Below are 23,762 nucleotides of genomic sequence, written 5' to 3'. Positions count from 1 at the left end.
CGCCGGCTACGACGGCGCGGGCGTCACTTCTCGACGAACGCGCGCTCGAACACGTACTCGCCGGCGGTGCCGATGCGCGGCGAGGCGGTGAAACCGCGGCGATCGAGGATGCCGCGGAAATCCGCCAGCATCTGCGGGCTGCCGCAGATCATCGCGCGGTCGCGCGCGGGGTCGAGGTCTTCGATGCCCAACGCCGCCGCGATGCGGCCCTGGTCGAGGTGGTCGGTGATGCGTCCGTGGTGGTCGCGGCCGTTGTACGCGAACGGTTCGCGCGAGACCGCCGGGTAGTAGAGCAGGCGGTCGCGCAGGGTGTCGCCCAGCAGTTCGTGGTGCGGCAGTTCGCGCTCGATGTAGTCGCGATACGCCAGGTCGTCGGCCCCGCGCACGCCGTGGCAGAGCACCACCCGCTCGAAGCGTTCGTAGGTGTCCGGATCCTTGATCACCGACAGCCAAGGCGCGAAGCCGGTGCCGGTGCCCAGCAGGTAGAGGTTGCGGCCAACGTGCAGGTCGGAGACCAGCAGGGTGCCGGTGGGCTTGCGGCCGATCAGGATCGAATCGCCCGGCTGGATGTGCTGCAGGCGCGAAGTCAGCGGGCCGTCCTGGACCTTGATGCTGAAGAACTCGAGCTGTTCTTCCCAGTTCGCGCTGGCGATGGAATAGGCGCGCATCAGCGGCTTGCGCGCGCCGTCCGGCTGCTCGACCTCCAGCCCGATCATCACGAACTGGCCGTTGTCGAACCGGAAGCCGTCGTCGCGGGTGGTGGTGAAGCTGAAGTACGCGTCCGTCCAGTGACGAACGTCGAGCACCGTCTCGGTGCCGAACGGGGAGGCCATGCGGGGGTCTGGGGAAAGCGGGGCAGGCAACCATTTTACGCTGCGGCGCAGCGTGGTGCGTCTTGACTTGGCGCATCGGGTTGCCGCGCCATGATGACGGCATGGCGCACCGAACCACCGGGACCCTCTGGACCATCGGACACTCCAACCGCAGCTGGGAGGTGTTTGCGTCGATGCTGTCCGACGCCGGGATCGAGATACTGGCGGACGTCCGGCGGTTTCCCGGGTCCCGCCGCCATCCGCAGTTCTCGCGTGATGCGCTGCCAGCAGCGTTGGCACAGGCCGGCATCCGCTATTGGCCGCTCCCCGCGCTGGGTGGGCGCCGCGCGCCGCGGGCGGATTCGCCCAACACCGCATGGCGGGTGGAGGCTTTCCGTGGCTATGCGGACCACCTGGCCAGCAAGGAATACACAGAGGCCGGCGACGCGTTGATGGCGACCGCGCGACGGAGCAGGACCTCCGTGACGTGTGCCGAGGCGCTCTGGTGGCAATGCCACCGCCGGCTCATCGCCGACGATTTCGTGGCCCGCGGCTGGGCCGTGCAGCACCTGATGGCCCCGGGCAAGCACGCGCCGCACGCCCTGCATCCCGACGCGGTGATGGTGGATGGCGTACTGCGATATCCGGCCACGCAACCGCCGTTGATCTGACGGCGGTCGATCAGGACCCGGGCGCGGCGCTGTCGACCGCCTCGGCCAGGGCCGCCTCGCCCAGCGTCGGGCGGGCCCTGTCACGCGCGACTTCGGCATCGACCGCGGCGATCGTCGCCCCGTCGACCAGTCCGAGCGAAGCTGCGTGTCGGGCGATCGCGGCGCTGTCGGCGACCCGCAGCATGGGGACGCCCGTGCCTTCCACCCGATGGATGTAGCCGTCGACGCTGAGGTCGCGCGGCGAATCCGCGTCGGGATCGACATCGCGGATGTAGATCGCGGCAATCCGGTCGCGGAACATGCGCGCCGCCTCGGCATAGAGCTCGGCGTCGGCCTGGCCGGAATCGCCCAGCAGCACCCAGCGCAGGCGCGGGAAGCGCTCGATCAGCTGGATTGCACGTTCGAGCTTGTGCGCATGCCCCGGCGTCTTGATGAACTTTCCGGTGTCGGTGCCGATGTCGCGCAGGTGGATCGGACCTAACGGGATGCCGTTGAGCTCCATGAAATCTTCCAGCAGGTCGTACAGGTTCCACGGCGAGCTGGACACGTAGAAGATCGGGTTGCGTTGCGCCTGCAGCGCGCGATAGAGCGCGGCGACGCCGGCCAGCGGCTTGCGGGTGCGGGCGTTGTGCAGGAAGGTCAGCTGGGCGGCGGTTTTCCAGTCGGTGATCCCGCTGTGCAGGATGGTGTCGTCGATATCGGAGATGATGCCGATCCGGGCGCGCGGGCCCACCTGCAGCACCGGTTGCGGAGTCAGCAGGCTGCCGTCGGCGAGGCTGGCGATCGCGTTGTCCCAGAGCAGGTCGCTCATCGCACCCGTCGCGTCGAAGCGCGCGTTCCAGTAACCCTCGTGGTCGCTGCGCACCTCCAGCGCGCCGCCGCGGAACTGCAACCGCAAGGGGACATCGGGCACCTCGTCGCTCTCGAAGCGGCGGTAGGTGTCGAGCAGGTTGTCCCACCAACCGGCGTCTTCGAGCGGCCCGCCTTGCGGCTTCTCCGCAAGGACGCGGCCGATCAGCTCCACGCCGTTTTCGTCCGCGAATCCACGATACGCGGCGAGGTGGCGTGGCTTGCCGCGTCCGAGGCGGGCGTCGAAGCGGCGCCACATCGCGTCCAGATGATCGTCCGCGTCGATGACCGAGCTTTTCAGGTGCTGCAAGGCCCGACCCGGCCAGCGGTGCGCGGGCGCACGGCTCATGGGACGGCGGAACGTGGCGGCACCAGTTCCAGCAATTGGCCATCGTCCTCGTCGGTGAGCACGTAGACCTTGCCATCGGCGGATACCCGTACGTCGCGGATGCGCTTTTCGAGGTCGCCGAGCAGGCGCTCCTCGGACACGATCCTGTCGCCATCCAGGGTCAGCCGGATCAGGTTGCGATCCGCCAGTGCGCCCAGCAGCAGGCTGTTGTTCCAGGGATGCCCGGGGCGGCCCACGTAGAACGCCATGCCCGACAGCGCCGGCGATTTTTCCCACACATGATGCGGTGGTTCCATGCCGGCCTTGCTCTTGCCCTCTGCCTCCGGGATCTTCAATCCGGAATAGTTGATGCCGTGGGTGATGACCGGCCACCCGTAGTTCTTGCCGGCCTGCGGCAGGTTGAGCTCGTCGCCGCCGCGCGGACCGTGTTCGCTCTGCCACAGGGTGCCGGTGCGTGGATCCACCGCCATGCCCTGCATGTTGCGATGGCCGTAGCTCCAGATCGCCTTGCGCACGCCCACGCCGCTGGCGAAGGGGTTGTCCGCAGGCTGGGTCCCGTCGAGGTTCAACCGCACCAGCTTGCCCTGCAGCACTTCCAGGTCCTGCGCCATCGCGCGTTCGTTGCGTTCGCCCTGGCTGATGAAGACGTGGCCCTTGCCGTCGAACGCGATGCGCGACCCGAAGTGGTTGCCGCCTTCCAGTTTGGGCAGTTGCCGGTAGATCACGCCCACGTCGGTCAGCGCGGCATCGCCCAGCGTCGCGGTGGCCACCGCGGTGCCGGCGGTATCGCCCTCGCCGGGTTCGGCGAAGCTCAGCCAGATGCGCCGGTTGCGGGCGAAATCCGGATCGAGCACCACGTCCAGCAAGCCGCCCTGGCCCTGCGCGAACACCGTCGGCACGCCCGCGATCGGTGCCGAGACCGTGCCGTCGGCCGCGATCCGGCGCAACCGGCCGGGCCGCTCGGTGACCAGGAAGTCGCCGCCCGGCAGCACCGCGACCGCCCAGGGATGATCCAGTCCGGAGGCGATCGGCCGCACCTGCAGGGCACCGGCCTGGCTCGGCAGCGTGCGCGCGGGGTCGGCCGAGGCTACCGGCTGCGCCGGTGCGCTTGATTGTGCGCAGGCGTTGAGTGCCAGCGACATCGCGATGCAGGAAGCGACGATGCGGAGTCGGTGCATGGGGAGTCCTTGTTCAGCGATAGCCGGCGGCTTGCAGTTCGAACAGTTCGGCATAGCGTCCGCCCTGGGCCATCAATTGGTCGTGAGTGCCGCTGGATTCGACCTTGCCGTCGGCGAGTACCAGGATGCGGTCGGCCATGCGCACGCTGCTGAAGCGATGGCTGATCAGCACGGCGGTCTTGCCGTCCGACAATTCCTTGAAGCGTTCGAACACTTCGAACTCGCTGCGCGCGTCGAGTGCGGCGGTGGGTTCGTCGAGGATCATCACCTGTGCGTCGCGCATGTAGGCGCGGGCGATCGCGATCTTCTGCCACTGGCCGCCGGACAGGTCCACGCCTTCCTTGAAGCGCCGGCCGATGATCTGGTCGTAGCCCTTCGGCAGCGCCGCCACGACCTCGTCTGCCATGCCCTTGCGCGCGGCCATCTCCACCCGCGCGCGGTCGCCCATCGCCTCGATCAGGCCCACGCCGATGTTCTCTGCCGCGGTCAGGTGGTAGCGCACGAAGTCCTGGAAGATCACCCCTGTGTTGGCGCGCAGGTCGTCGAGGTCGTAGTCCTTGAGGTCGCGGCCATCCAGCAGGATGCGGCCTTCGTCCGGGTCGTACAGGCGCGCGAGCAGTTTCACCAGGGTGGTCTTGCCGGCGCCGTTCTCGCCGACCAGGGCCAGCACTTCGCCGGCATGCAGCTCGAAGCTCAGGCCGCGCAAGGCCCAGCGTTCCGCGCCTTCGTAGCGAAAGCCGACATTCTCGAACACGAAGCCGCTGCGGATCGGATCCGGCACTGCGATCGCATCCGGCTTGCTGCGGATCTCCGGTTCGATCTCGAAGAACGAATACAGGTCGTCGAGGTACAGCGCCTGCCCGGCCACCTGCGAAAACCCGACCAGCAGGCTTTCCAGCAACTGGCGCAGGCGGCGGAAACTGCCGGCCAGGAAGGTGAGGTCGCCGATGCTGAAGTCGCCGCGCACCGTGCGCCACGCGATGTAGGCATAGGCCACGTAGTAGCCCAGCGTGCCCAGCGCGGCCAGCAGCACGCCCCAGAACGCGCGCTTGCCGGCCAGCTTCGCGTTCGCTTCGTAGAACTTCTGCGAGAGCGTGCGGAAGCGCCCGATGAAGAAGCGGTTGAGGTTGAAGATCTTGACCTCTTTCGCAGTCTCCACGCTGGCGCCGACCTGGCGCAGGTATTCCAGCTGGCGGCGTTCCGGCGTCCACTGGAAATTGAGCGAGTAGTTCAGCGCGTTGAAATGCGATTCGCCGACGAAGGCCGGGATCAGCGCCACCGCCAGCAGCACCATCAACCACGGGGCGTAGGCGAGCAGGCCGATGGCGAAGCTGACCACGGTGATCGCGTCCTGGGCCTGGCCGAACAGCTGGCCCATCAGGTTCATCCGGCCCATGGTCTGCCGGCGTGCGCGATCCAGCTTGTCCTGCAGCTCGGCGTCCTCGAAATCCTCCAGGTCAAGGGTGGCCGCGTGTTCCATCAGGCGCACGCTGGTCGCATTGGTGAAGCGCTCGGACAGCAGGGTGTCGACATAGCTGGTCAGGCGGCCGAGCAGGTCGGAGCCGATCGCCAATCCGAATTCCAGCGCCAGCAAGGCCAGCAGGTGGTCGAGCGCACCGGAGCGCCAGGCCTCGCCCAGCGCAGTGCCGACATCCAGCCCGATCAGGCGGATCGCTTCGTCGATGATCAGCTTGCCGACGTACAGCGTGGCGATCGGCAGGAAGGCGCGCACCAGCCGCAGGCCGATGGAGGCCAGGGTCAGCGGCTTGCTGGTCGCCCAGATCTCGCGCAGGAACGGTTTGATGTTGCGCATCGCGTTGAAACGCTGGCGCAGGTTGAGCTGGGCGGCGGGGAGGGGCGGCGGCATCCGCCGATTGTGCGGGAAACGCCCGTGCAGGGCGTTTCACGATGGGCATCGCGGCGTTGCATCGGTGCGTGTCGACGCGACGTGCGGATCAGGCATCAAAGCGAAGCGCCCGCCCCGCGACGGGCGGGACGGGCGCAAGGGTGGAACGGTCAGCGCGGCGCGGGTGGTGGCAGGCGCGCGTACAGGGTTTCCGGCGGCAAGCCGAGCGATTTGGTGATCTGCGCCATGACATCGTACTCGCGCTGGTCGAGCTTGGAGTCGGACGCCGCGAGCCGCACCAGCACGTCGTACAGGCGCTTGGAGTCCTCCGAACCGGCCGGATGCGCATCGGTGAAGCGCAGCAGTTCGCCCTGCAGGTTGATGTTGCGGTGCATGCCGCGCTCGAAGGCTTCCGACGCGACGCGGCGCGCGGCCATCGAGAGGTCGAGTTCGTCCATGAAGCGGTTGGCCAGGTCGGACTCGTGGCTGGTGACCAGGCGGTCCGCCTTGGCCAGGTACCCCATCACGCTGAAGAACACTTCGATGACCATTTGCTGGTCGGGCGTGGGCCGGCCCATCGCCAGCATGTCGCCCAGCATCAGGCGCAGGTCGTTGAGGATCCCGCGGATCCCCTCGAAGCGCCTCGAAACCTCGTCGTTGCCGCTCATCGTGTCCCCCTCCAGAACGTTGGCCAAGGAGTCCATCCTGCGCCACCCGCGGCCTGCTGAAAAGGGCGGCGCGATATCATTCGCGTCCCCCCGCGTCCAGCCAGCCAGATCCGTGACCGCCATCAAGCAGGAAGACCTCGTCCAGTCCGTCGCCGACGCCCTCCAGTACATCAGCTACTACCATCCGGTGGACTACATCCGCAGCCTCGCCGCCGCCCATGAGCGCGAGGAATCGCCGGCCGCCAAGGACGCGATGGCGCAGATCCTGATCAATTCGCGGATGTGCGCCGAAGGGCACCGCCCGATCTGCCAGGACACCGGCATCGTCACCGTGTTCCTGGACGTAGGCATGGACGTGCGCTGGGAAGGCTTCACCGGTTCGCTGGAGGATGCCGTCAACGAGGGCGTGCGCCGCGCCTACAACCACCCGGACAACAAGCTGCGCGCCAGCGTGCTGGCCGACCCCGCCGGCAAGCGCACGAACACGAAGGACAACACGCCGGCCGTCGTCAACATGAAGATCGTCCCCGGCGACAAGCTGGACGTGATCGTGGCGGCCAAGGGCGGCGGCTCGGAAGCCAAGTCCAAGTTCGCGATGCTCAACCCGTCCGATTCGATCGTCGACTGGGTGCTCAAGACGGTGCCGACGATGGGCGCCGGCTGGTGTCCGCCGGGCATGCTCGGCATCGGCATCGGCGGTACCGCGGAGAAGGCGATGCTGCTGGCGAAGGAATCGCTGATGGAGCACATCGACATCCAGGAACTGATCGAACGCGGTCCGTCCAACAAGGTCGAGGAACTGCGCATCGAGCTGTACGAAAAGGTCAATGCGCTCGGCATCGGTGCGCAGGGCCTGGGCGGCCTGACCACGGTGCTCGACGTCAAGATCAAGGACTACCCGACCCATGCCGCGAACCTGCCGGTGGCGATGATCCCGAACTGCGCGGCCACCCGGCATGCGCATTTCACCCTCGACGGCAACGGCCCGGTCGCGCTGGAACCGCCGGCGCTGGAGGATTGGCCGACGCTGACTTACAACCCGCAGAACGCGCGCCGGGTCGACCTGGACACACTCACCCGCGATGACGTGCTGACGTTCAAGCCCGGCGAGGTGCTGCTGCTCAACGGAAAAATGCTCACCGGCCGCGATGCCGCGCACAAGCGCATCGTCGAGATGCTCGACAAGGGCGAGCCGCTGCCGGTCGACCTGGCCGGCCGCTTCATCTACTACGTCGGCCCGGTGGACCCGGTGCGCGACGAGGTCGTCGGCCCGGCCGGCCCGACCACGGCGACGCGCATGGACAAGTTCACCGAACAGGTGCTGGCGCAGACCGGCCTGCTGGGCATGATCGGCAAGGCCGAGCGCGGCCCGTTGGCGCTGGAGGCGATCCGCAAGCACCAGTCGGTCTACCTGATGGCGGTCGGTGGTTCCGCTTACCTGGTGTCGAAGGCGATCAAGGCGGCGCGCGTGGTCGGATTCGCCGACCTCGGCATGGAGGCGATCTACGAATTCGAGGTCAGGGACATGCCGGTGACCGTGGCGGTCGATTCGCAAGGCACGTCGGTGCACGTGACCGGTCCGAAGGAATGGCAGGCGCGGATCGCCGGCGGCACCCTGGGCGGCATCCCGGTGGTGGTGGCATGAGCAATACCCGCGTCGTCAACGGGCCGGGCTTCAAGGTCTGCTACGAGGACGAGCCGGGCTACCTGCGTGCCTACGTGTTCGACGGCACCGACTCGGTGGCGATCTCGATCGCGATGTGGCGGATGCTCGCCGCCGAAGGCGCGGCAGTCGGCGCCACGAAGATGCTCATCCTCGAGGACCTGGTGTCGACGGTGGGACTGGAGGATCTCGGCACGGTGATCGACGGCATCGAGGCCGCCGGCATGGGCCGCTTCCGCAGCGCCTTCGTCGAACTTCGCGACGACATCCAGGGCAGCGAGCTCGGCGAGATCCTGCTGCAGGAGCGCGGCATCACCATCCGCATCTTTTCCAACGAGAACGAAGCGCGGCACTGGCTGTTGTACGGCAGCTGATTCAGCCCGGTGGCGCGGCCGGCGGCGGTTGCAGCAGGTCGCCACCATCCTCCAGCCGTTGCGCGCTGCCGACCTGCGCGTCCAGCGCACGATCCACCGAGGTGTCGCGCGGCCGGGCGGTTTCGTGGACATGCGGTTCGTCGACCTCGCCGCGCTGCAGGATCATCTTCTGAACCGTTTCCGGCGGCATGATGCCGGCCTTGCGCACGGCCTTGCGCACCTGCCGCATCGCCTCGCTGCGGGTCCGCGCCAGGTCGTTGCTGCGCTGGTCGATCCAGCCGCTGAACTGCAGGATCGCGCCGTCGCTCGACAGCGTGCGGATCAGCGCGCCCGGCGGTGGATCGGCCAGCACGCCGTCGATCGCCGCGATCGCACCGATGCCGGTGTCCATCGCGTCATGCCAGGACGCACGGTTGTCGATGCTGGTCTCGAAATCGAAGCGGCGCTTGGGATTGCGGCTGTAATTGAGCAGCACCGACTTGAACACCAGGCTGTTCGGCAATTGCAGGTGGTTGCCGTCGGCGGTCATCAGGATCGTCGCGCGCGCGGTCAGCGCGACGACCTTGCCCTCGAAACTGTCGATGCGCACGGTGTCGCCCGGCGAGAACGGCTTGCGCAGGCTGAGCAGCACGCCGGCGATGTAGTTCTCGGCGATGTCCTTGAAGCCGAAGCCCAGCACCAGGCCGATCACGCCCGCCGAGCCCAGCACCGCGCCGACCAGCGAGGTGGCGTTGAGCAGGTCCAGCGCGACCACCACGCCAGCCACGGTGATCACGATCCGTACCGTGCTGCGCAGCAGGCCTTCCATGTAGGGATTGGTGCTGCTCAGCCGCTTCACCACGCGCATGCGCCGGCTGATGAAGCCGCCCAACCAACTGGCGAACAGCACGATCACCAGGGCCACCAGCAGCAGCGGCGCGCTGGCCACCAGGTGCAGCAACTTGTCCTGGACCTGCTCGAGCGCCTGCATGAAGCGCTCCCCGAGGCTGCTGGCGGTGGGGAGTTTGTCGGGATCGAGGATCGGCATCGGCTCTCGTCAGAGTTGGGACTTGATCGGGAGGATGAATTTCTCGGCCAGCTTGTCCTTGAGCGGGCGTTCCTTCCACATCCGGTAGGTGAACTGCACGGTCGGCTTGAGGTCCGCCTCGAACACCTCGGTCATGCGCGCGGCGAACCCGGCGTCGTAGACATTGAGGCTCGCCTCGTCGTTGAGTTGGAACGAGCGCACGTCGAAGTTGGTGGATCCCACCGATGTCATTTCGCCATCCACGATCAGCAGCTTGTTGTGCATCATCGTCGGCTGGTACTCGTAGATCTCGACGCCCCCGAGCAGCAATTCGCCCCAATGCGCCTTGGACGCCAGGCGCACGGTTTCGGAGTCGATGTGCTTGCCGGGAAGGATCACCCGGACCCTGACGCCACGGTGGCGGGCCGCGAGCAGGGCCTTGATGATCAGCTCGTCGGGGACGAAATACGCCGCCTGGAGGTCGATGCTGCGTTCCGCGGCAGCGATCGCCATCAGGTACATCAGGTGCATGCTCTCGCTGCCGCCGGCAGGCGAGGCCACGAACATGTGTGCGTCCATGTCGCCGGCTCGCTCCAGCGGCGGGAAGTAATCCGCGCCGTTCAGGACCTCGCCGGTGGTCTTGATCCAGTTGTCGTTGAATGCCGCCTGCACCTGCGCCACCACCGGGCCTTCGATGCGGAAATGCAGGTCGCGCCAGTGGTCGGGATCCTGTGCATGGCCCTCCCACTGGTCGGCGATGCCCACGCCGCCGGTGAATCCGACTTTGCCATCCACCACCAGCAATTTGCGGTGGGTGCGATTGTTGAGGCGGCCGAGGTTGTACCACTTCAAGGGACGGTACTGGCGGACGTCGATCCCGGCATCCTTCATGTCCTGCAGCAGGCTGTCTTCCATCTTGATGCTGCCGGCCCAGTCGATCATGACCTTGACCTTGACCCCGGCGCGGGCGCGCTCGGCCAGCGCATCGGCGAACTTCGCGCCGATGTCGCCGGACCAGTAGATGTAGGTCTCGAAGGTGATCGTCTTCGTCGCGGCGCGGATCGCCTCCAGCATCGCCGGGAAGATTTCGTCGCCGTTCTCCAGGTCGGTGACCCGGTTGCCGGGGATGATGCCGGGGCCGAGCAGGACGCCCATTTCGCGGCGGAACTGCGGATCGGCCACCGCGTAGCGATGCTCGATCTTGCGCTCCAGGGTTTTTTCCGAGGTCTTGAAGTTCATCGCCAGGGTGACCACCAGCAGGGTCACGAGGGCGGTAATGGCAATCGTCCAGGCCATGCGTTTGCGGCTCCAGCGTTTGGGCATCGCGGCGATCCGGTGTGGATGCAGTGGCCGCGAAGCTTGGCGCTGTCGCATTCAGCGTGGCGTGAAAGCCGCGTCGCTACAGCCACCAGGCCAGTGCGAACAGGCCCAGCATGGTGAAGGCCAGCGCGAGCTTGAGCACGGTGCCGAACAGGATGCCGAACCAGGTACCGAACCCGATCTTTGCAGCCTGTCCAAGGTCCTGCTTCTGCAGGCTGCGCCGATGGATCAGCTCGCCGGCGATCGCTCCGCCGAATGGCCCAAGCAGCAGCCCGATCGGCCCCAGGAACAAGCCCGCCAGGGTGCCGACCATCGCGCCGATGATCGCCAGTTTGCTGGCGCCGACGCGCTTGGCGCCGAGTGCGGTCGCCCAGAAGTCGACGGCAAGCGAGAACACGGTCAACAGTCCCAACGCCACCAGCATCGGCACGCCGACCTGCTGGAAATCGCCGGCCCATGCGGCAAGCAGCATCCCCGCGAACACCAGCGGCAGGCCCGGCAGGGCGGGCAGGATCGTCCCGGCGATACCGACCAGCACCAGCAAGACGGCAAGCACGTAATACAGGGTGGTCGGTTCCATGGGGATTCCAGCGGAGGGGCGGCGACATTCTGCAGGAATGCAGGGTCATGCAAGCGAACGGCCCGCAGTGCGGGCCGTTCTGGTGGAGCATGAAGCGCGTCTTGGTGGCTTACTGCAGGTAGGCACGACCGTCGGAGACGCGGACGCGCGAACCCTCGCGGAAGCCGGACACGTCGCCTTGCGTCACCGCGGTGGTGCGGCCGTCATCCATGCGGACATGCACCGTGTAGCCATCGCTGCGGTTCTTCTGGATCGCGTTGCCGGCGGCGGCGCCGGCGACCGCACCTGCGGCAGCGGAGATGTTCTGGTTGCCTTTGCTGCCGCCGGTCTGCGCGGAGATCTCGTGGCCGGCGACCGCGCCGATGATGCCGCCGATCACGGCACCGGCCTTGCCCGACTCGCCGCCCACGGTGATGCGGGTGACGGTGCCGCAGTTCTGGCAGGTATTGCCATAGTTGCCGCCGTAGCTCGGTCCGCCGGAATACCCGGACGAACCGGTGCTGGCGCAGCCGGTGCCGGCGGCAAGGGCGAGGCCAAGCATGGCCGCGCCGAGGGTGCGGAGGTGTGGGGTGCGGATCGTCATGTCGGGTCTCCTTCCGATGGATCGAATGTGGGAGTCGCCGATCTTGGCGACGAACCGATCCTGTTACCCCTCGCGTGAACGAAGTCCGAAATTGGCGTGTGCCACGCCATCGCTGCTTACCGGTGATTTACCGACGTGGAAGCGCCGTCAACGCGGATTTGCGCATTGCCGAAACGACGAGGCCGCCCTTGGGCGGCCTCGTTGGAAGGCATCGCGAGAACTGTCAGCCGCGGAAATCCTGGTGGCAGGCCTTGCACGCTTCGTCGATGGATTGCAACGTCGCGCCGACGCCTTCACAGGTCAGCGGCGGATTGGCGATCGCCTTGTCGGTGGCGGCACGCATCGCCGCGCTTGCGGTGGTGAAGCGGGTGTCGTCGCGCAGATCGGGGAACGCGGCATCGAGATCGTTCGCGGTGACCCGCAGTGCCTGCAGCCGCGGCAGGATGTCGGTCGCGTTGCAGCGGTTCGCGTCCATGGCGGCCTTCAGTTGCCCCATCTGCCATTGCTGCACGTGCATCAGCGCATCGGGGAAATGATCCTTGCGCTCGTTGAGTGCGCGCATCGCCATGACCGTGGCGATCACGCCCAGCACCAGGCCGAGGATCAGCAGGAAGGCGTAACGGCCGGCATTCGAGGGGCGGCGGTTGGGATCGACGTTGGACATGGGGGCTCCGTGGCGGTGTGGCTGGGGCGATGATTCGGATCGATTTTGTCACAGGCAGCGTATTGGTGCCCCAGCCCCCTGAGTCAGGGGGCGATTCGCGCCGCGGGCGCGAATGGGGGGTGAGCAGGGAACTCGAGCGGCGAAGCCGCGAGCCTGCGAACGCCCGCCGGCATGCAGGCCGGCGGGCCGGGCAACTGCTTACCAACCCATGTGGTGCCCACCGTTGATGTCCAGGTTGGAGCCGGTGATCCAGCCCGCCTGCTCGTCGGCGAGGAAGCCCACGCCATACGCGATCTCTTCCGGCGTGCCCAAGCGTCCGGTCGGGATGTCGGCCACGATCTTGGCGCGGACTTCTTCCGGCACCGCCATCACCATGTCGGTGGCGATGTAGCCCGGCGAGATGGTGTTGACGGTGACGCCGTTGCGGGCGTTCTCGCGCGCCAGCGAGATGGTGAAGCCGTGCATGCCGGCCTTGGCCGCGGCGTAGTTGGCCTGGCCGTACTGGCCCTTCAGGCCGTTGATCGAGCTGATCTGGATGACGCGACCCCACTTGCGGTCGCGCATGCCCTCGATCACCGGGCGGGTGACGTTGAACACCGAGTTGAGGTTGGTGTTGATCACGTCGCCCCACTGGTCGGCCTTCATCTTGTGGAAGGTGCCGTCGCGGGTGATGCCGGCGTTGTTGACCAGGATGTCGACCGGGCCCAGCGTCGCTTCGACTTCGCGCACCATCGCGTCGGCTTCCTCCGGCGAGGTCACGTCGCCCTTGACGATGGCGATGTCGTAGCCGGCCGCCTTCATCTGCTCCTGCCAGGCGCGCGCCTTCTCCTCGTTGCGGTAGTTGGTAGCGACCTTGTGGCCCATGTCGGCCAGTCGCTTGACGATGGCGGTGCCGATGCCGCCGGTACCACCGGTGACGAGTGCGACGCGGGAAGTCATGGGTAAAACTCCTGGAAAGTGGGCAGGTGTGAGCTCGGATTCTAGCGGCGCGATGTTGCATCGGTGTTGTGCGCTGCGGCGGATGCAGGCAACGCCGAGCGCGGAACGCGGTCGATGCGGAAGGCCTCGGTCGCAGCGGTGAGGAAGTCGGCAGGGGACTCGATCGATGCCGGCAACGCGGATTGCCCAAGCGATGACCAGCAAGCGCGCAATCCGGGCAACGGATCAGCGGGATCGACCGGCATGGACGCGCTGGACTTCGACAGCTTGCGACCATCGGTGTCGAGCAACAGCGGCAGGTGCGCGTAACCCGGCGTCGGCAAGTCCAACGCGCGCTGCAGCAGGATCTGGCGCGGGGTGGAGTCCAGCAGGTCGGCACCACGGACGACGTCGGTGATGCCCTGCGCGGCATCGTCCACCACCACCGCGAGCTGGTACGCCCACAGGCCATCGGCACGGCGCAGGACGAAGTCGCCGACCTCGGCATCGACCCGTTGCACCACGTGGCCATGCACCAGGTCGTCGAAGCCAATCTCGCAGCCGTCGGATACGCGCAGGCGGATCGCCGGATCTGGCCGTTGGGCGCCTGCCACGCAGTAGCGGTGAATGCCGCCGCTCGCGATCAGGTCGCTCCGGCTGCAATAGCATTCGAAGGCCAGCTCGTTCGCCAGCAGCCGATCGAGTGCCTCCTGGTACATCCGTCCGCGCCTGCTCTGGTAGACAACCGGGCCGTCGTGGTGCAGCCCGAAGGCGGCCAGTGCGGCGCGCTGTCTGTCGGCCGCGTCGGCGATTTCGCGCGGCGGATCCACGTCCTCGATCCGCAGGAGCCATTCGCCGCCGGCCTGCCGCGCCAGCAGCCAGCTGCCCAAGGCGGCCAGCAGCGAGCCCGCATGCAGCGGGCCGGTGGGAGAGGGGGCGAAACGGCCGCGGTAGGCGGGCAGGGGCATCGTGGGTCGGTCGTCTTCAGATTGAATTTACAGGCGCGTGGCCACACTTCCACCGCAAGCCGCGCCTTCCCTGCGGCAGGATGGCAGATCGATGTTCAAGCGCATGTTCCTCTTCCTCGCCACCAACCTGGCGGTGCTGGCCCTGGTCAGTATCGTGATGTCGATCCTCGGGGTGAGTTCGGCAAGCTTCGGCGGTCTCTTGATCATGGCCGCGCTGTTCGGTTTCGGTGGCTCGATCATCTCGCTGCTGGTGTCAAAATGGATGGCCAAGCGCGCGACCGGCGCGCACGTGATCGAGACCCCGCGCAACGAGGCCGAACAATGGCTGGTGACCACGGTGCGCCGCCAGGCCGAGGCCGCCGGCATCGGCATGCCCGAAGTGGCCATCTACGACGCCCCCGAGATCAACGCCTTTGCCACCGGCGCCAACCGCAACAACGCGCTGGTGGCGGTCTCCACCGGCCTGTTGCGGGCGATGAACCGCGACGAGGCCGAAGCGGTGCTCGCCCACGAGGTCAGTCACGTCGCCAATGGCGACATGGTCACGATGGCGCTGCTGCAGGGCGTGCTGAACACCTTCGTGATCGTGCTGTCGCGGGTGATCGGACGCGCCATCGACGGCTACCTGGGCAATCGCGACGGTTACGGCATCGGTTACTACCTGGGCGTGTTCGTGCTGGACATGATCTTCGGCCTGTTCGCGTCGATGATCGCGATGTGGTTCTCCCGCCACCGCGAGTTCCGCGCCGACGCCGGTGGTGCTGCGCTGGCCGGCAAACAGAAGATGATCGCCGCGCTGGAGCGGTTGTCGCAGACCTACGGCCATAGCAGCCTGCCGAAGCAGGTCGCGGCGTTCGGTATCAGTGGTGGCGTGGGCAGTGGGCTGAAGCGCCTGCTGATGAGCCATCCGCCGCTGGAGGAGCGCATCGCCGCGCTGCGCAATGCGCAGCCGGATGCCGGCGCGGTGCGGCAGGGCGTGGTGGCCTGATCGCACCATCGAACACCCGGATGCAAACGAAAAGCCCGCCGCAAGGCGGGCTTTTCCATGGTGGCGACACGGCTGCGATCAGCTGAAATCGTAGGTCATCTCCGGACCGGCCGGAGCCAGGAAGTCGCCCTGCACGTAGTCCACGCCGGCCGAGAACAGCAGGGTCATGCTGGACGCGTCCAGCACCCGTTCGGCGACGGTGCGGATGCCGCGCGCACCCGCCGTGGTGGCGATCTCGCGCACGCGCGCCTGCGAGTCCGCGCTCTTGGCCAGGTCGTCCATGAACTGCGGGTCGATCTTGAGCAGGGCCGGCTCGAAGTGCTGCAGGGTCTGCAGCGAATTGAGCCCGGCGCCGAAATGCTCCAGCGCCATCCTGCTGCCGAAGCCCGCCAGTGCCCCGGCGAATTCCTGCGCCGCGTGCAGGTTGGTGAACACCTTCGCTTCCGGCACCGCCAGGATCAGCTGCTCGCCAGGCACGCCGGCCTCGGCCAGTTGGCTGGCGATGAAGGCCGGCATGCTGGGGTCCAGCAACGCTTCCTGCGACACCGACAGCAGCAGGCTGGTGCGCTTGCCATGGCGTAACCGTTCGCTGATCAGGGCGATCGCACGGGAAACGGCCCAGCGATCGATCGGACGCAGCAGGTCATGCTCTTCGGCGATGGGCAGGTAGGTGCTGGCCTCGACCGGCACGCCATCGCTGCCGTGCAGGCGCAGGAACATCTCGTAGGTTTCGCTGCCGTCGCCCTGCAGGGCGATCACCGGCTGGAAGTCCAGGCGGAAGCCTTCGCTGTCCAGCGCGCCCTGGATGCGCGCCACCCAGGCGGCGATGCGCTCCTGCTCGGCGCGATCGACGGCGCCGGGATCGAACAGCTGCACGCGGTTGCCGCCCACGCCGACTGCGGACACCACTCCCTGGCTGGCCTTGGCCAGGACCTGGCTGGTGCTGGCGATCTTCTCGCCGATCTGCACGCCACCGATGCTGACGGTGGCATTGAGGGTGTTGTCGCCGACCTCCAGCACATGCCCGGCGAACGCCGCGCGGACGCTCTCGGCGAGTTCGCTGGTGCTGCGGTAGTCGCTGCCGCGGGCGAGCAAGGCGAGCTGGTGTTCGCCGAAGCGGGCAGTGGTCGCGCCATTGGCGACGCTGTCCAGGCGCTGGCCCATCGCCGCCATCAGGTCGTCGGCCGCATCCAGCCCGATCACGTCGAGCAGTTGTGCGTAGTGGTCCGGTTCGATCAGCAGTAGGCCATGCACGGCCCCTTGGCCGGCGGCTTCGGCGACCGCGCTATCCAGCTGGCCGAGGAACGTCGGGCGGTTGTACAACCCGGTCGCCTGGTCGCGTTGCTTGAGTTCCTCGACTTGGCGGGCCAGTTCGGGATCCTGCTCCACGGCCTGGCGGCGGAAGATCACCTGTTGGCACGCCTCGCCCTCGTACTGCGCGGCGGTGAATTCCATCACGGCCGGAAAGTCGTCGCCGTCGATGTCGCGCGCGGTGAGTTCATGCCGAGGCGGTGGCGGCTCGCCCTTGGACAGCCGCTTGAGCAGGGCCTTGAACTCCTCCACGTCCTTCGGCGCGATCAGGTCCAGCAGCGACATGCCTTCGATGTCCTCGAAGCTGTCGTAGCCGAACATCTCCAGGTAGGCCTGGTTGGCGCGGATGTGCATGCCTTCGTGGATGTAGGCGATCGGCTCGCGGGAGGAGTCGATGAGCATGTCGCAGCGGCGTTCGGTCTCGCGCATCTGCGCCTCGAGGTGCCGCTGCGAGCGGCGGGCGTCCAAGTCGTGCCATTCGGTACGCACGATCTTCAGGAACTGCTGCGGGCGGCCGCGCAGGGCGACTGTCTGCGCACCCTGCGCCTGCACGCTGTCCAGGATTTCGTCGGTGATGCCGTCGAGCACGGCGAGCAGCGGCACGTCGCGCCCGCAGCCCATGACCACCATCGCTACTTCGGCGAACGGCATCTGCGTGGACGCGTATTCGGCCAGGACCATGTCGACCGGTTGCTGGGCCAGGATGCTGGCCAGCTCGTCGATGGTTTCCGCGCGCAGCGGGCGCACGGCGATGCCGGCATTGCGCAGGCTGCTGACGATGGCCTCGGCCTCGTTGACCTGGTCGTCGACGAGCATCAGTCGTAGAGCGGTGTCCTTGCCGATCGCCATGCGGGGGCTGCAATCCATGCGTGATGGGGCAAGGCTACATCATCCGCCAACGGGACTGCCTGCGTCCACGGCCACCAGCGGGGTCTTGCCCGGCGCACCGGCGACCTCACGCACCAGTTTCGGAACCAGGTAGCCAGGCAGGCGGGCCGCCAGCCCGGCGTGAAGGGCCAGTGCCTGCGCATCGTCCACCTCGAAATGGGCGGCACCGGCCACCCGATCCAACTGATGCAAGTAGTACGGCAGGACGCCGGCCGCATGGCCGCGTTCGCACAGGTCGGCGAGTGCTTCCAGCGAATCGTTGACCCCGCGCAGCAGGACGGCCTGGTTGAGCAACGTGGCCCCGGCGTCACGCAGGGCAGCCATCGCGGCATCGACAGCGGCGTCGAACTCGTTGGCATGGTTGGCATGGACCACGATGGCGACCGGCCACCGCAGTCCGCGCAGCCAGGCCAGCACGCCGGCATCGACCCGCTCCGGCAGCACGATCGGCAGGCGGGTGTGGATGCGCAGGCGGCGGAGGTGCGGGATACCGCGCAACGCATCGGTCAGTTCCGCCAGTTTGTGGTCGGCCAGCGAGAGCGGGTCGCCACCGGACAGGATCACCTCGTGGATGGAAGCATCGGCGCGGATCGTCTCGACCGCTTCGCGCCAGCCGGCCGCGGCCGCGGTGTCCTCGGCATACGGGTAGTGGCGACGGAAGCAGTAGCGGCAATGCACGGCACAACTGCCGGTGGCGATCAGCAGGGCACGCCCGTTGTACTTGTGGATGACCCCGCCACCGCGACGGGCCGCGCCATCGCCCACGGCATCCAGGCCGAAGCCGGGGACGATGCGATCCTCATCGAGGATCGGCAGCACCTGCCGCAACAGGGGGTCGGTCGGGTCGCCATGGCGCATGCGGGCGACGAAGCCGCGCGGCACCCGCAACGGGAACTGGCTGGCTGCGGCATCGGAAAGGCCCTCGGCCAGCGCGTCAAGGCCCAGCATTGCCAGCAATTCGCGCGGATCGCGCACGGCCTCGCGCCATGCCTGCTGCCAGCGCAGGGCGGGGGAAGGCTGCAAGGCCAAGGGGGCAGCGGGTATCATGTGCGTCTGCGATCCAAATCCGCGGTCCGGTCGAGCCGGAATCCTCAAACCACATATTTTAGCCGCCCGGCGGGTGGCGCGAAGGAGCACCCATGGCCACCCTGGGCATGAACGACGTCAAGAACGGGATGAAGATCCTGGTCAACAACGAACCCTCGGTCATTTTCGAGACCGATTACGTGAAGCCCGGCAAGGGCCAGGCCTTCACCCGCGTGCGCTACCGCCAGATCCGCACCGGCCGCGTGCAGGAAATCACCATGAAGTCCACGGATTCGGTGGAAGCCGCCGACGTGGTCGATACCGACATGCAGTTCCTGTACGCCGATGGCGAATACTGGCACTTCATGAACCAGGAGAGCTTCGAGCAGGTGCAAGCCGACAAGGCCGGCGTGGGCGATGCCGCCAAGTGGATCAAGGGCGAAGAGGACTGCGTGGTCACCCTGTTCAACGGCAACCCGATCCAGGTCACCCCGCCGAACTTCGTCGAACTGAAGATCACCGAGACCGATCCGGGCGTGAAGGGCGACACCGCCGGCACCGGTGGCAAGCCGGCAACGCTGGAAACCGGCGCGGTGGTGCGCGTGCCGCTGTTCGTCGGCCAGGATGAGGTCATCAAGGTCGACACCCGCAGCGGCGAATACGTCTCCCGCGTGAAGTAAGCCGATGACCGAACTCGCCCGGCAGGCCTGCGATCTCATCATCGAAGCCGGCTGGGTGGTGCCGGTCGTCCCGCACGGCGTGGTCCTGGCGGATCACGCCGTCGTCGTGTCCGGCGGCGCGATCGTCGCCGTGTTGCCGATCGCGGAGGCCCGCGCAGGCTTCCAGGCGAAGCAGATCGTGTCGCGCCCGGACGCCGCGTTGATCCCCGGCCTGGTCAACGCGCACACCCACAACCCGATGACCCTGCTGCGTGGCGTCGCCGACGACCTGCCGCTCAAGGTCTGGCTGCAGGAACACATCTGGCCGATCGAGGGCGCGGTGATCGGCCCCGGCTTCGTCGCCGACGGCGTGACCCTGGCGATCGCCGAAATGCTCCGCGGCGGCACCACCTGCTGCAACGAGAATTATTTCTTCCCCGACGTGCAGGCCGCGACCTACAAGCGCCACGGCTTCCGCGCGCGGGTTGGCCTGCCGGTGATCGATTTCCCGACTGCGTGGGCGAGTTCCGACGACGAATACTTCGACCGCGCCGGTGAAGTGCACGACCAGTGGCGCGACGACGCGCTGATCCGCACCGCGTTCGCCCCGCACGCGCCGTACACGGTGAACGACGCCAACTTCGAGCGCGTGCGCATGCTCGCCGACCAGCTCGACGTGCCGGTGCACCTGCACCTGCACGAGACCGCGCAGGAAGTGCAGCAATCCCTCGAACAGCATGGCCAGCGCCCGATCGCGAGGCTCGACCGCCTTGGGTTGGTCAACGACCGCCTGATCGCGGTGCACATGACCCAGCTCACCGAGGCCGAGATCCATCTCTGCGCCGAACGCGGCGTCAGCGTGGTGCATTGCCCGGAATCCAACCTCAAGCTGGCCTCCGGGTTCTGCCCGGCCTGTGCGCTGGAACGCGCCGGCGTGACCCTGGCCATCGGCACCGACGGCTGCGCATCGAACAACGACCTCGACATGGTCGGCGAAACCCGCACCGCGGCCTTGCTGGCCAAGGCGGTGGCGAACGATGCGGCCGGCTTCGATGCCCACGCCGCCCTGCGCGCGGCCACGCTGGGCGGTGCCAAGGCGATCGGATTCGACCATCTGGTCGGCAGCCTTGAGCCCGGCAAGCAGGCCGACATCGCCTGCGTGGATCTGTCGGCGCTGGAAACCCAGCCCCTGCACAACGTGGTCTCGCAACTGGTTTACGCCACCGGCCGCCACCAGGTCAGTGATGTCTGGATCGCCGGCGACCAGAAAGTGCGCCAGCGCGTGCTGGTCGACATGGACCTGGACGGGATCATCGCCAACGCGCGCCAGTGGCGCGAACGCATCGCCACCGTGAGGCCCGCATGACCGCATCCGCCCGGAATTTCTCGCAGGCCGAACTCGACAAGTTCGACGAACTGGCCCAGCGCTGGTGGGATCCGGACGGCCCGCAGAAGGCCCTGCACGCCTTGAACCCGGCGCGCCTCGGCTATGTCGCGGAGCGCACCTCGTTGCGCGATGCCGCGGTGCTCGATGTCGGCTGTGGCGGCGGCCTGCTGAGCGAAGCGCTGGCGCAGGCCGGCGCAAAGGTCACCGCCATCGACCTCGCGCCGAACCTGCTCAAGGTCGCGCGGCTGCATGGGCTGGAGTCGGGGATCAAGGTCGACTACCGCGAGATGCCCGTCGAACAACTCGCGGAGGAAGCGCCGGGATCGTTCGACGCGATCACCTGCATGGAAATGCTGGAGCACGTGCCGGAGCCGGGTTCGGTGATCCAGGCCTGCGCGACGCTGTTGAAGCCGGGCGGACGGCTGTTCCTGTCCACCCTCAACCGCACGCCGGCCGCTTTCGCGCTGGCCATCGTCGGCGCCGAGTACGTGGCGCGGCTGCTGCCCAAGGGCACGCACCAGTACCGCGACTTCATCAAGCCCTCGGAGCTGGCGAAGTGGCTGCGCGATGCCGGCCTGGAGCTGGAGGATGTCAGCGGCCTGATGTACGAGCCGTGGCGCAACAGCGCCCGCGTCATCGCGCGCACCGACATCAACTACCTCGCCTGCGCGCGCAAGCCTGGATGAGTGCGGGTACCTTCCCACGACTGGTGCTGTTCGACCTGGACGGCACCCTGCTGGACAGTGCGCCGGACATGGTCGCCACGGTCAATCGCATGCGCGCCACGCGCGGGCAGGCCCCGATGCCGCTGGCCGAACTGCGTCCGCATGTGTCGAAGGGCTCGCGGGCGATGAGCGCGGCGGCGTTCCCGGAACTCGGCGGCGACGTGCCCGCGCCGATGATCCGCGAGTTCCTGGACACCTACGAACAGGAGCTCGGTCGCAGCAGCGTGCTGTTTGCAGGCGTGCCTGAACTGCTGGACGCGATCGAGGCCGACGGCGCGCGCTGGGGCATCATCACCAACAAGCCCGAATACCTGGCCCGGCAGGTGATGCCGCAACTGGGCTGGGACACGCGCAGCGCGATCCTGCTCGGTGGCGACACCCTGGCCGAGCGCAAGCCGCATCCGCTGCCGCTGCTGCACGCGGCGGAGCAGCTCGGCGCGGCCATCGAGGACTGCGTCTACATCGGCGACGACCAGCGCGACATCGACGCCGCGCGGGCGGCTGGCATGCGTTCGGTGGTAGCGTTGTGGGGGTATCGGGACGAGGGGGAACGCCCGGACGAGTGGGGCGCCGACGCGCTGGCGGACAGGCCGGGCGACTTGGTGGCCCCCACGTTCTGGGCGCGATTGCGATGAGCGAAACCGACGCACTCCGGGGTTTCCTGGGCAAATGGGAAGCGCAGTGGCCCGAGTGGAAGGTGGCCGAGGCGTTCGTGCCCGCGTCCCAGCGCGAGCGGGCGCAGGCCTGGTTCGCCCTGCGCGAGGAACTGGCGGAAGCGGCCTGGGGCGAGGGCGATGCACGCCCCGGCGATGCCAAGCTGGGCTGGTGGGCGGAGGAACTGGATGGCTGGTCGCGCGGGATCCGCCGGCATCCGCTGGGCCTGACCCTGCAGAAACTGCCTGCACCTTGGGCCAACCTGGCGGCCTGCCTGCCGGCCTTGCGCGCAAGCCGCGAGCGTCCGCAAGGACTGGTGCCCGCGATGTTCGCGCTGGAGCCGTATGCCGAGGCCCTTGCCGGCGTGGCCCAGCACCTGTTCGACAGCGCCACGCCTGCGCCTGCCCGCAACGTCGTGCTGTCCCTGCTGGCCGAACGCGTGCTGCGGCATCCCGACGCGGCGACGCCGCTGGGCGACCTCGACGTGCGCGGCTGGGCCCGCGGCTTGCTGGCGCAGTGGCCCACCCCGGCGCAGGGCTCGCGTCCGGGCCGCATCCATGCCGCCATCGTCCGCGGCCGCCTGCAGCGGTTCGCCGGCGGCAAGCCGGTGCCGATGAGCCGCCCCGGGGTGTTGTTCACCGCCTGGCGCGCCGCCCGCGGCTGAGCCTACCCCGCGGCACGCAGCGTTGCGCAGGCGCTCACCGCCGCGCCGGTACAATGCGGCGATGCACAATGCCACCCGCCATGCCTCGCTGCCCGACGTCGCCTTCGACACCGCCGCGCTCGGCCGCCCGCTGGACTGGGTCGGCATGGACGCGATGGCGATGCCGATCCGCCTGCAGGGCGAGGCCGGCCAGGCCCTGCACGTGCCGGCCAGCGTGGACGTCGCCGTGGACCTGCGCGACGCCACGGCGCGTGGCATCCACATGTCGCGGCTGTACCTGCAGTTGCAGCAGTCGCTTGCCAACGAGGCGCTGAGCGCGCCGGGACTGCGCAAGCTGCTGGAAACCTGCATCGCGACGCAGCAAGGGCTCTCGACGCGTGCGCGCCTGCGCCTGCGCTACGACCACCTGCTGCTGCGGCCGGCACTGGCCAGCGCCAACGCCGGCTGGAAGCACTATCCGGTGACGCTGGACGCCGAATTGCGCGATGGCCACCTGCAGTTATGGCTGGGCTTTTCGGTGGAGTATTCGAGTACCTGCCCGGCCTCCGCGGCGCTGTCGCGGCAGGTCAATGCGGCTCGCTTTGCCGCCGATTTCGCCGATGCGCGCGCGCTGTCCGCCGACGCGGTGCGCGACTGGCTGGCGTCCGAGCGCGGCCTGGCCGCGACCCCGCACGCGCAGCGCAGCCGCGCCGAAATGCGCGTCGAGCTTAAGCCCGCGTTCGATGAGTTGCCGCTGCGCTCGCTGGTCGATGCGGTGGAAGCCGCGCTGGGCACGCCGGTGCAGACCGCGGTCAAGCGCGAGGACGAACAGGCCTTCGCCGAACTCAACGCGGCCAACCTGATGTTCTGCGAGGACGCCGCGCGCCGCGTGGCCGCCGCGTTGGCAGGGGATGCGCGCGTGGCCGCCTGGCAGGTGCGTGTCGCGCACTTCGAGAGCCTGCATCCGCATGACGCGGTGGCGAGCGTGAGCGGCAGGAATCTGCCGTAGCCCGGACAAGGCCAAAGGCCGCA

General features: G+C 67.9%; 24 protein-coding genes. 10 read left to right on the top strand and 14 right to left on the bottom strand.

Annotated features, from left to right (window positions below):
- Positions 1–23 precede the first annotated feature (23 nt).
- Positions 24–833 carry a ferredoxin--NADP reductase gene (locus ACE3T8_RS07745; RefSeq protein WP_374608199.1) on the bottom strand — a complete coding sequence of 270 codons (810 nt, stop codon included), beginning with the start codon at positions 831–833 and terminating at the stop codon, positions 24–26.
- A 101-nt stretch (positions 834–934) separates the two neighbouring features.
- On the opposite strand from ACE3T8_RS07745, the gene ACE3T8_RS07740 reads away from it, so the two are divergent.
- Positions 935–1,483, top strand: a complete 549-nt coding sequence (locus ACE3T8_RS07740; RefSeq protein WP_374608198.1) for a DUF488 family protein — start codon at positions 935–937, stop codon at positions 1,481–1,483.
- 10 nt (positions 1,484–1,493) lie between these two features.
- On the opposite strand, the gene ACE3T8_RS07735 is transcribed toward ACE3T8_RS07740, so the two are convergent.
- The 4 genes from ACE3T8_RS07735 to ACE3T8_RS07720 form a co-directional block, all read right to left on the bottom strand.
- Positions 1,494–2,642 carry an App1 family protein gene (locus tag ACE3T8_RS07735; RefSeq protein WP_374608196.1) on the bottom strand — a complete coding sequence of 383 codons (1,149 nt, stop codon included), beginning with the start codon at positions 2,640–2,642 and terminating at the stop codon, positions 1,494–1,496.
- A 35-nt stretch (positions 2,643–2,677) separates the two neighbouring features.
- A complete protein-coding gene (locus ACE3T8_RS07730) occupies positions 2,678–3,859 on the bottom strand; it encodes a PQQ-dependent sugar dehydrogenase (RefSeq protein ID WP_374608194.1) in 1,182 nt (393 codons plus the stop codon).
- 13 nt (positions 3,860–3,872) lie between these two features.
- Positions 3,873–5,726, bottom strand: coding sequence for an ABC transporter ATP-binding protein (locus ACE3T8_RS07725; protein WP_374608193.1), 1,854 nt, complete (start codon positions 5,724–5,726; stop codon positions 3,873–3,875).
- Between the two features lie 149 nt (positions 5,727–5,875).
- Positions 5,876–6,373 carry a TerB family tellurite resistance protein gene (locus ACE3T8_RS07720; RefSeq protein ID WP_374608191.1) on the bottom strand — a complete coding sequence of 166 codons (498 nt, stop codon included), beginning with the start codon at positions 6,371–6,373 and terminating at the stop codon, positions 5,876–5,878.
- Between the two features lie 112 nt (positions 6,374–6,485).
- Here ACE3T8_RS07720 and ACE3T8_RS07715 point away from each other — a divergent pair, with 112 nt between their 5' ends.
- Together ACE3T8_RS07715 and ACE3T8_RS07710 are read left to right on the top strand one after the other, a co-directional pair.
- On the top strand, positions 6,486–8,018 hold the full coding sequence (locus tag ACE3T8_RS07715; RefSeq protein WP_374608190.1) for a fumarate hydratase: 1,533 nt from the start codon (positions 6,486–6,488) through the stop codon (positions 8,016–8,018).
- Entirely contained in the window at positions 8,015–8,410 is a 396-nt protein-coding gene (locus ACE3T8_RS07710; protein ID WP_374608188.1) for a hypothetical protein, read from the top strand. The genes ACE3T8_RS07715 and ACE3T8_RS07710 overlap by 4 nt, the downstream gene beginning before the upstream one ends.
- A gap of 1 nt (position 8,411) precedes the next feature.
- Here ACE3T8_RS07710 and ACE3T8_RS07705 read toward each other — a convergent pair whose 3' ends face one another.
- From ACE3T8_RS07705 to gluQRS, 7 genes are all read right to left on the bottom strand, one after another.
- Positions 8,412–9,437, bottom strand: a complete 1,026-nt coding sequence (locus tag ACE3T8_RS07705) for a mechanosensitive ion channel family protein (RefSeq protein ID WP_374608186.1) — start codon at positions 9,435–9,437, stop codon at positions 8,412–8,414.
- Between the two features lie 9 nt (positions 9,438–9,446).
- Entirely contained in the window at positions 9,447–10,712 is a 1,266-nt protein-coding gene (gene cls, locus ACE3T8_RS07700; protein ID WP_374608221.1) for a cardiolipin synthase, read from the bottom strand.
- A gap of 103 nt (positions 10,713–10,815) precedes the next feature.
- The gene (locus ACE3T8_RS07695) at positions 10,816–11,316 is read right to left on the bottom strand and encodes a DUF456 domain-containing protein (RefSeq protein WP_374608185.1); all 501 of its coding nucleotides are present in this window, start codon (positions 11,314–11,316) and stop codon (positions 10,816–10,818) included.
- A gap of 109 nt (positions 11,317–11,425) precedes the next feature.
- Entirely contained in the window at positions 11,426–11,899 is a 474-nt protein-coding gene (locus ACE3T8_RS07690; RefSeq protein WP_374608183.1) for a peptidoglycan-associated outer membrane lipoprotein precursor, read from the bottom strand.
- Between the two features lie 223 nt (positions 11,900–12,122).
- Positions 12,123–12,563 (bottom strand): hypothetical protein, encoded by a 441-nt coding sequence (locus tag ACE3T8_RS07685; RefSeq protein WP_374608181.1) that lies wholly within the window; start codon positions 12,561–12,563, stop codon positions 12,123–12,125.
- Between the two features lie 198 nt (positions 12,564–12,761).
- Positions 12,762–13,502 (bottom strand): acetoacetyl-CoA reductase, encoded by a 741-nt coding sequence (gene phbB / locus ACE3T8_RS07680; RefSeq protein WP_374608179.1) that lies wholly within the window; start codon positions 13,500–13,502, stop codon positions 12,762–12,764.
- Between the two features lie 41 nt (positions 13,503–13,543).
- Positions 13,544–14,449 carry a tRNA glutamyl-Q(34) synthetase GluQRS gene (gene gluQRS, locus ACE3T8_RS07675; RefSeq protein ID WP_374608178.1) on the bottom strand — a complete coding sequence of 302 codons (906 nt, stop codon included), beginning with the start codon at positions 14,447–14,449 and terminating at the stop codon, positions 13,544–13,546.
- Positions 14,450–14,540: 91 nt separating this feature from the next.
- On the opposite strand from gluQRS, the gene htpX reads away from it, so the two are divergent.
- On the top strand, positions 14,541–15,437 hold the full coding sequence (gene htpX / locus ACE3T8_RS07670) for a protease HtpX (protein ID WP_374608176.1): 897 nt from the start codon (positions 14,541–14,543) through the stop codon (positions 15,435–15,437).
- A 78-nt stretch (positions 15,438–15,515) separates the two neighbouring features.
- Here htpX and ACE3T8_RS07665 read toward each other — a convergent pair whose 3' ends face one another.
- On the bottom strand, positions 15,516–17,597 hold the full coding sequence (locus ACE3T8_RS07665; RefSeq protein ID WP_374608174.1) for an EAL domain-containing protein: 2,082 nt from the start codon (positions 17,595–17,597) through the stop codon (positions 15,516–15,518).
- A gap of 39 nt (positions 17,598–17,636) precedes the next feature.
- Entirely contained in the window at positions 17,637–18,683 is a 1,047-nt protein-coding gene (epmB, locus tag ACE3T8_RS07660) for an EF-P beta-lysylation protein EpmB (RefSeq protein ID WP_374608172.1), read from the bottom strand.
- A 92-nt stretch (positions 18,684–18,775) separates the two neighbouring features.
- On the opposite strand from epmB, the gene efp reads away from it, so the two are divergent.
- From efp to folE2, 6 genes are all read left to right on the top strand, one after another.
- Positions 18,776–19,342: an elongation factor P gene (gene efp / locus ACE3T8_RS07655; RefSeq protein ID WP_374608170.1), complete on the top strand. Its 567-nt coding sequence runs from the start codon at positions 18,776–18,778 to the stop codon at positions 19,340–19,342.
- A gap of 4 nt (positions 19,343–19,346) precedes the next feature.
- Entirely contained in the window at positions 19,347–20,687 is a 1,341-nt protein-coding gene (locus ACE3T8_RS07650) for a TRZ/ATZ family hydrolase (protein WP_374608168.1), read from the top strand.
- The gene (ubiG, locus tag ACE3T8_RS07645; protein WP_374608166.1) at positions 20,684–21,394 is read left to right on the top strand and encodes a bifunctional 2-polyprenyl-6-hydroxyphenol methylase/3-demethylubiquinol 3-O-methyltransferase UbiG; all 711 of its coding nucleotides are present in this window, start codon (positions 20,684–20,686) and stop codon (positions 21,392–21,394) included. The genes ACE3T8_RS07650 and ubiG overlap by 4 nt, the downstream gene beginning before the upstream one ends.
- A complete protein-coding gene (gph, locus tag ACE3T8_RS07640; RefSeq protein WP_374608219.1) occupies positions 21,373–22,068 on the top strand; it encodes a phosphoglycolate phosphatase in 696 nt (231 codons plus the stop codon). The genes ubiG and gph overlap by 22 nt, the downstream gene beginning before the upstream one ends.
- The gene (locus ACE3T8_RS07635) at positions 22,065–22,751 is read left to right on the top strand and encodes a phytoene/squalene synthase family protein (protein ID WP_374608164.1); all 687 of its coding nucleotides are present in this window, start codon (positions 22,065–22,067) and stop codon (positions 22,749–22,751) included. The genes gph and ACE3T8_RS07635 overlap by 4 nt, the downstream gene beginning before the upstream one ends.
- Before the next feature lie 61 nt (positions 22,752–22,812).
- Positions 22,813–23,739, top strand: coding sequence for a GTP cyclohydrolase FolE2 (gene folE2 / locus ACE3T8_RS07630; protein WP_374608162.1), 927 nt, complete (start codon positions 22,813–22,815; stop codon positions 23,737–23,739).
- The last annotated feature ends 23 nt before the right edge of the window (positions 23,740–23,762 follow it).

Source organism: Thermomonas sp., from assembly GCF_041919455.1.
In the GTDB taxonomy this organism is placed as follows: domain Bacteria; phylum Pseudomonadota; class Gammaproteobacteria; order Xanthomonadales; family Xanthomonadaceae; genus Thermomonas.
The sequence above is the reverse complement of the archived record's forward strand: the minus strand, read 5'-3'. Positions and strand labels throughout refer to the sequence as shown.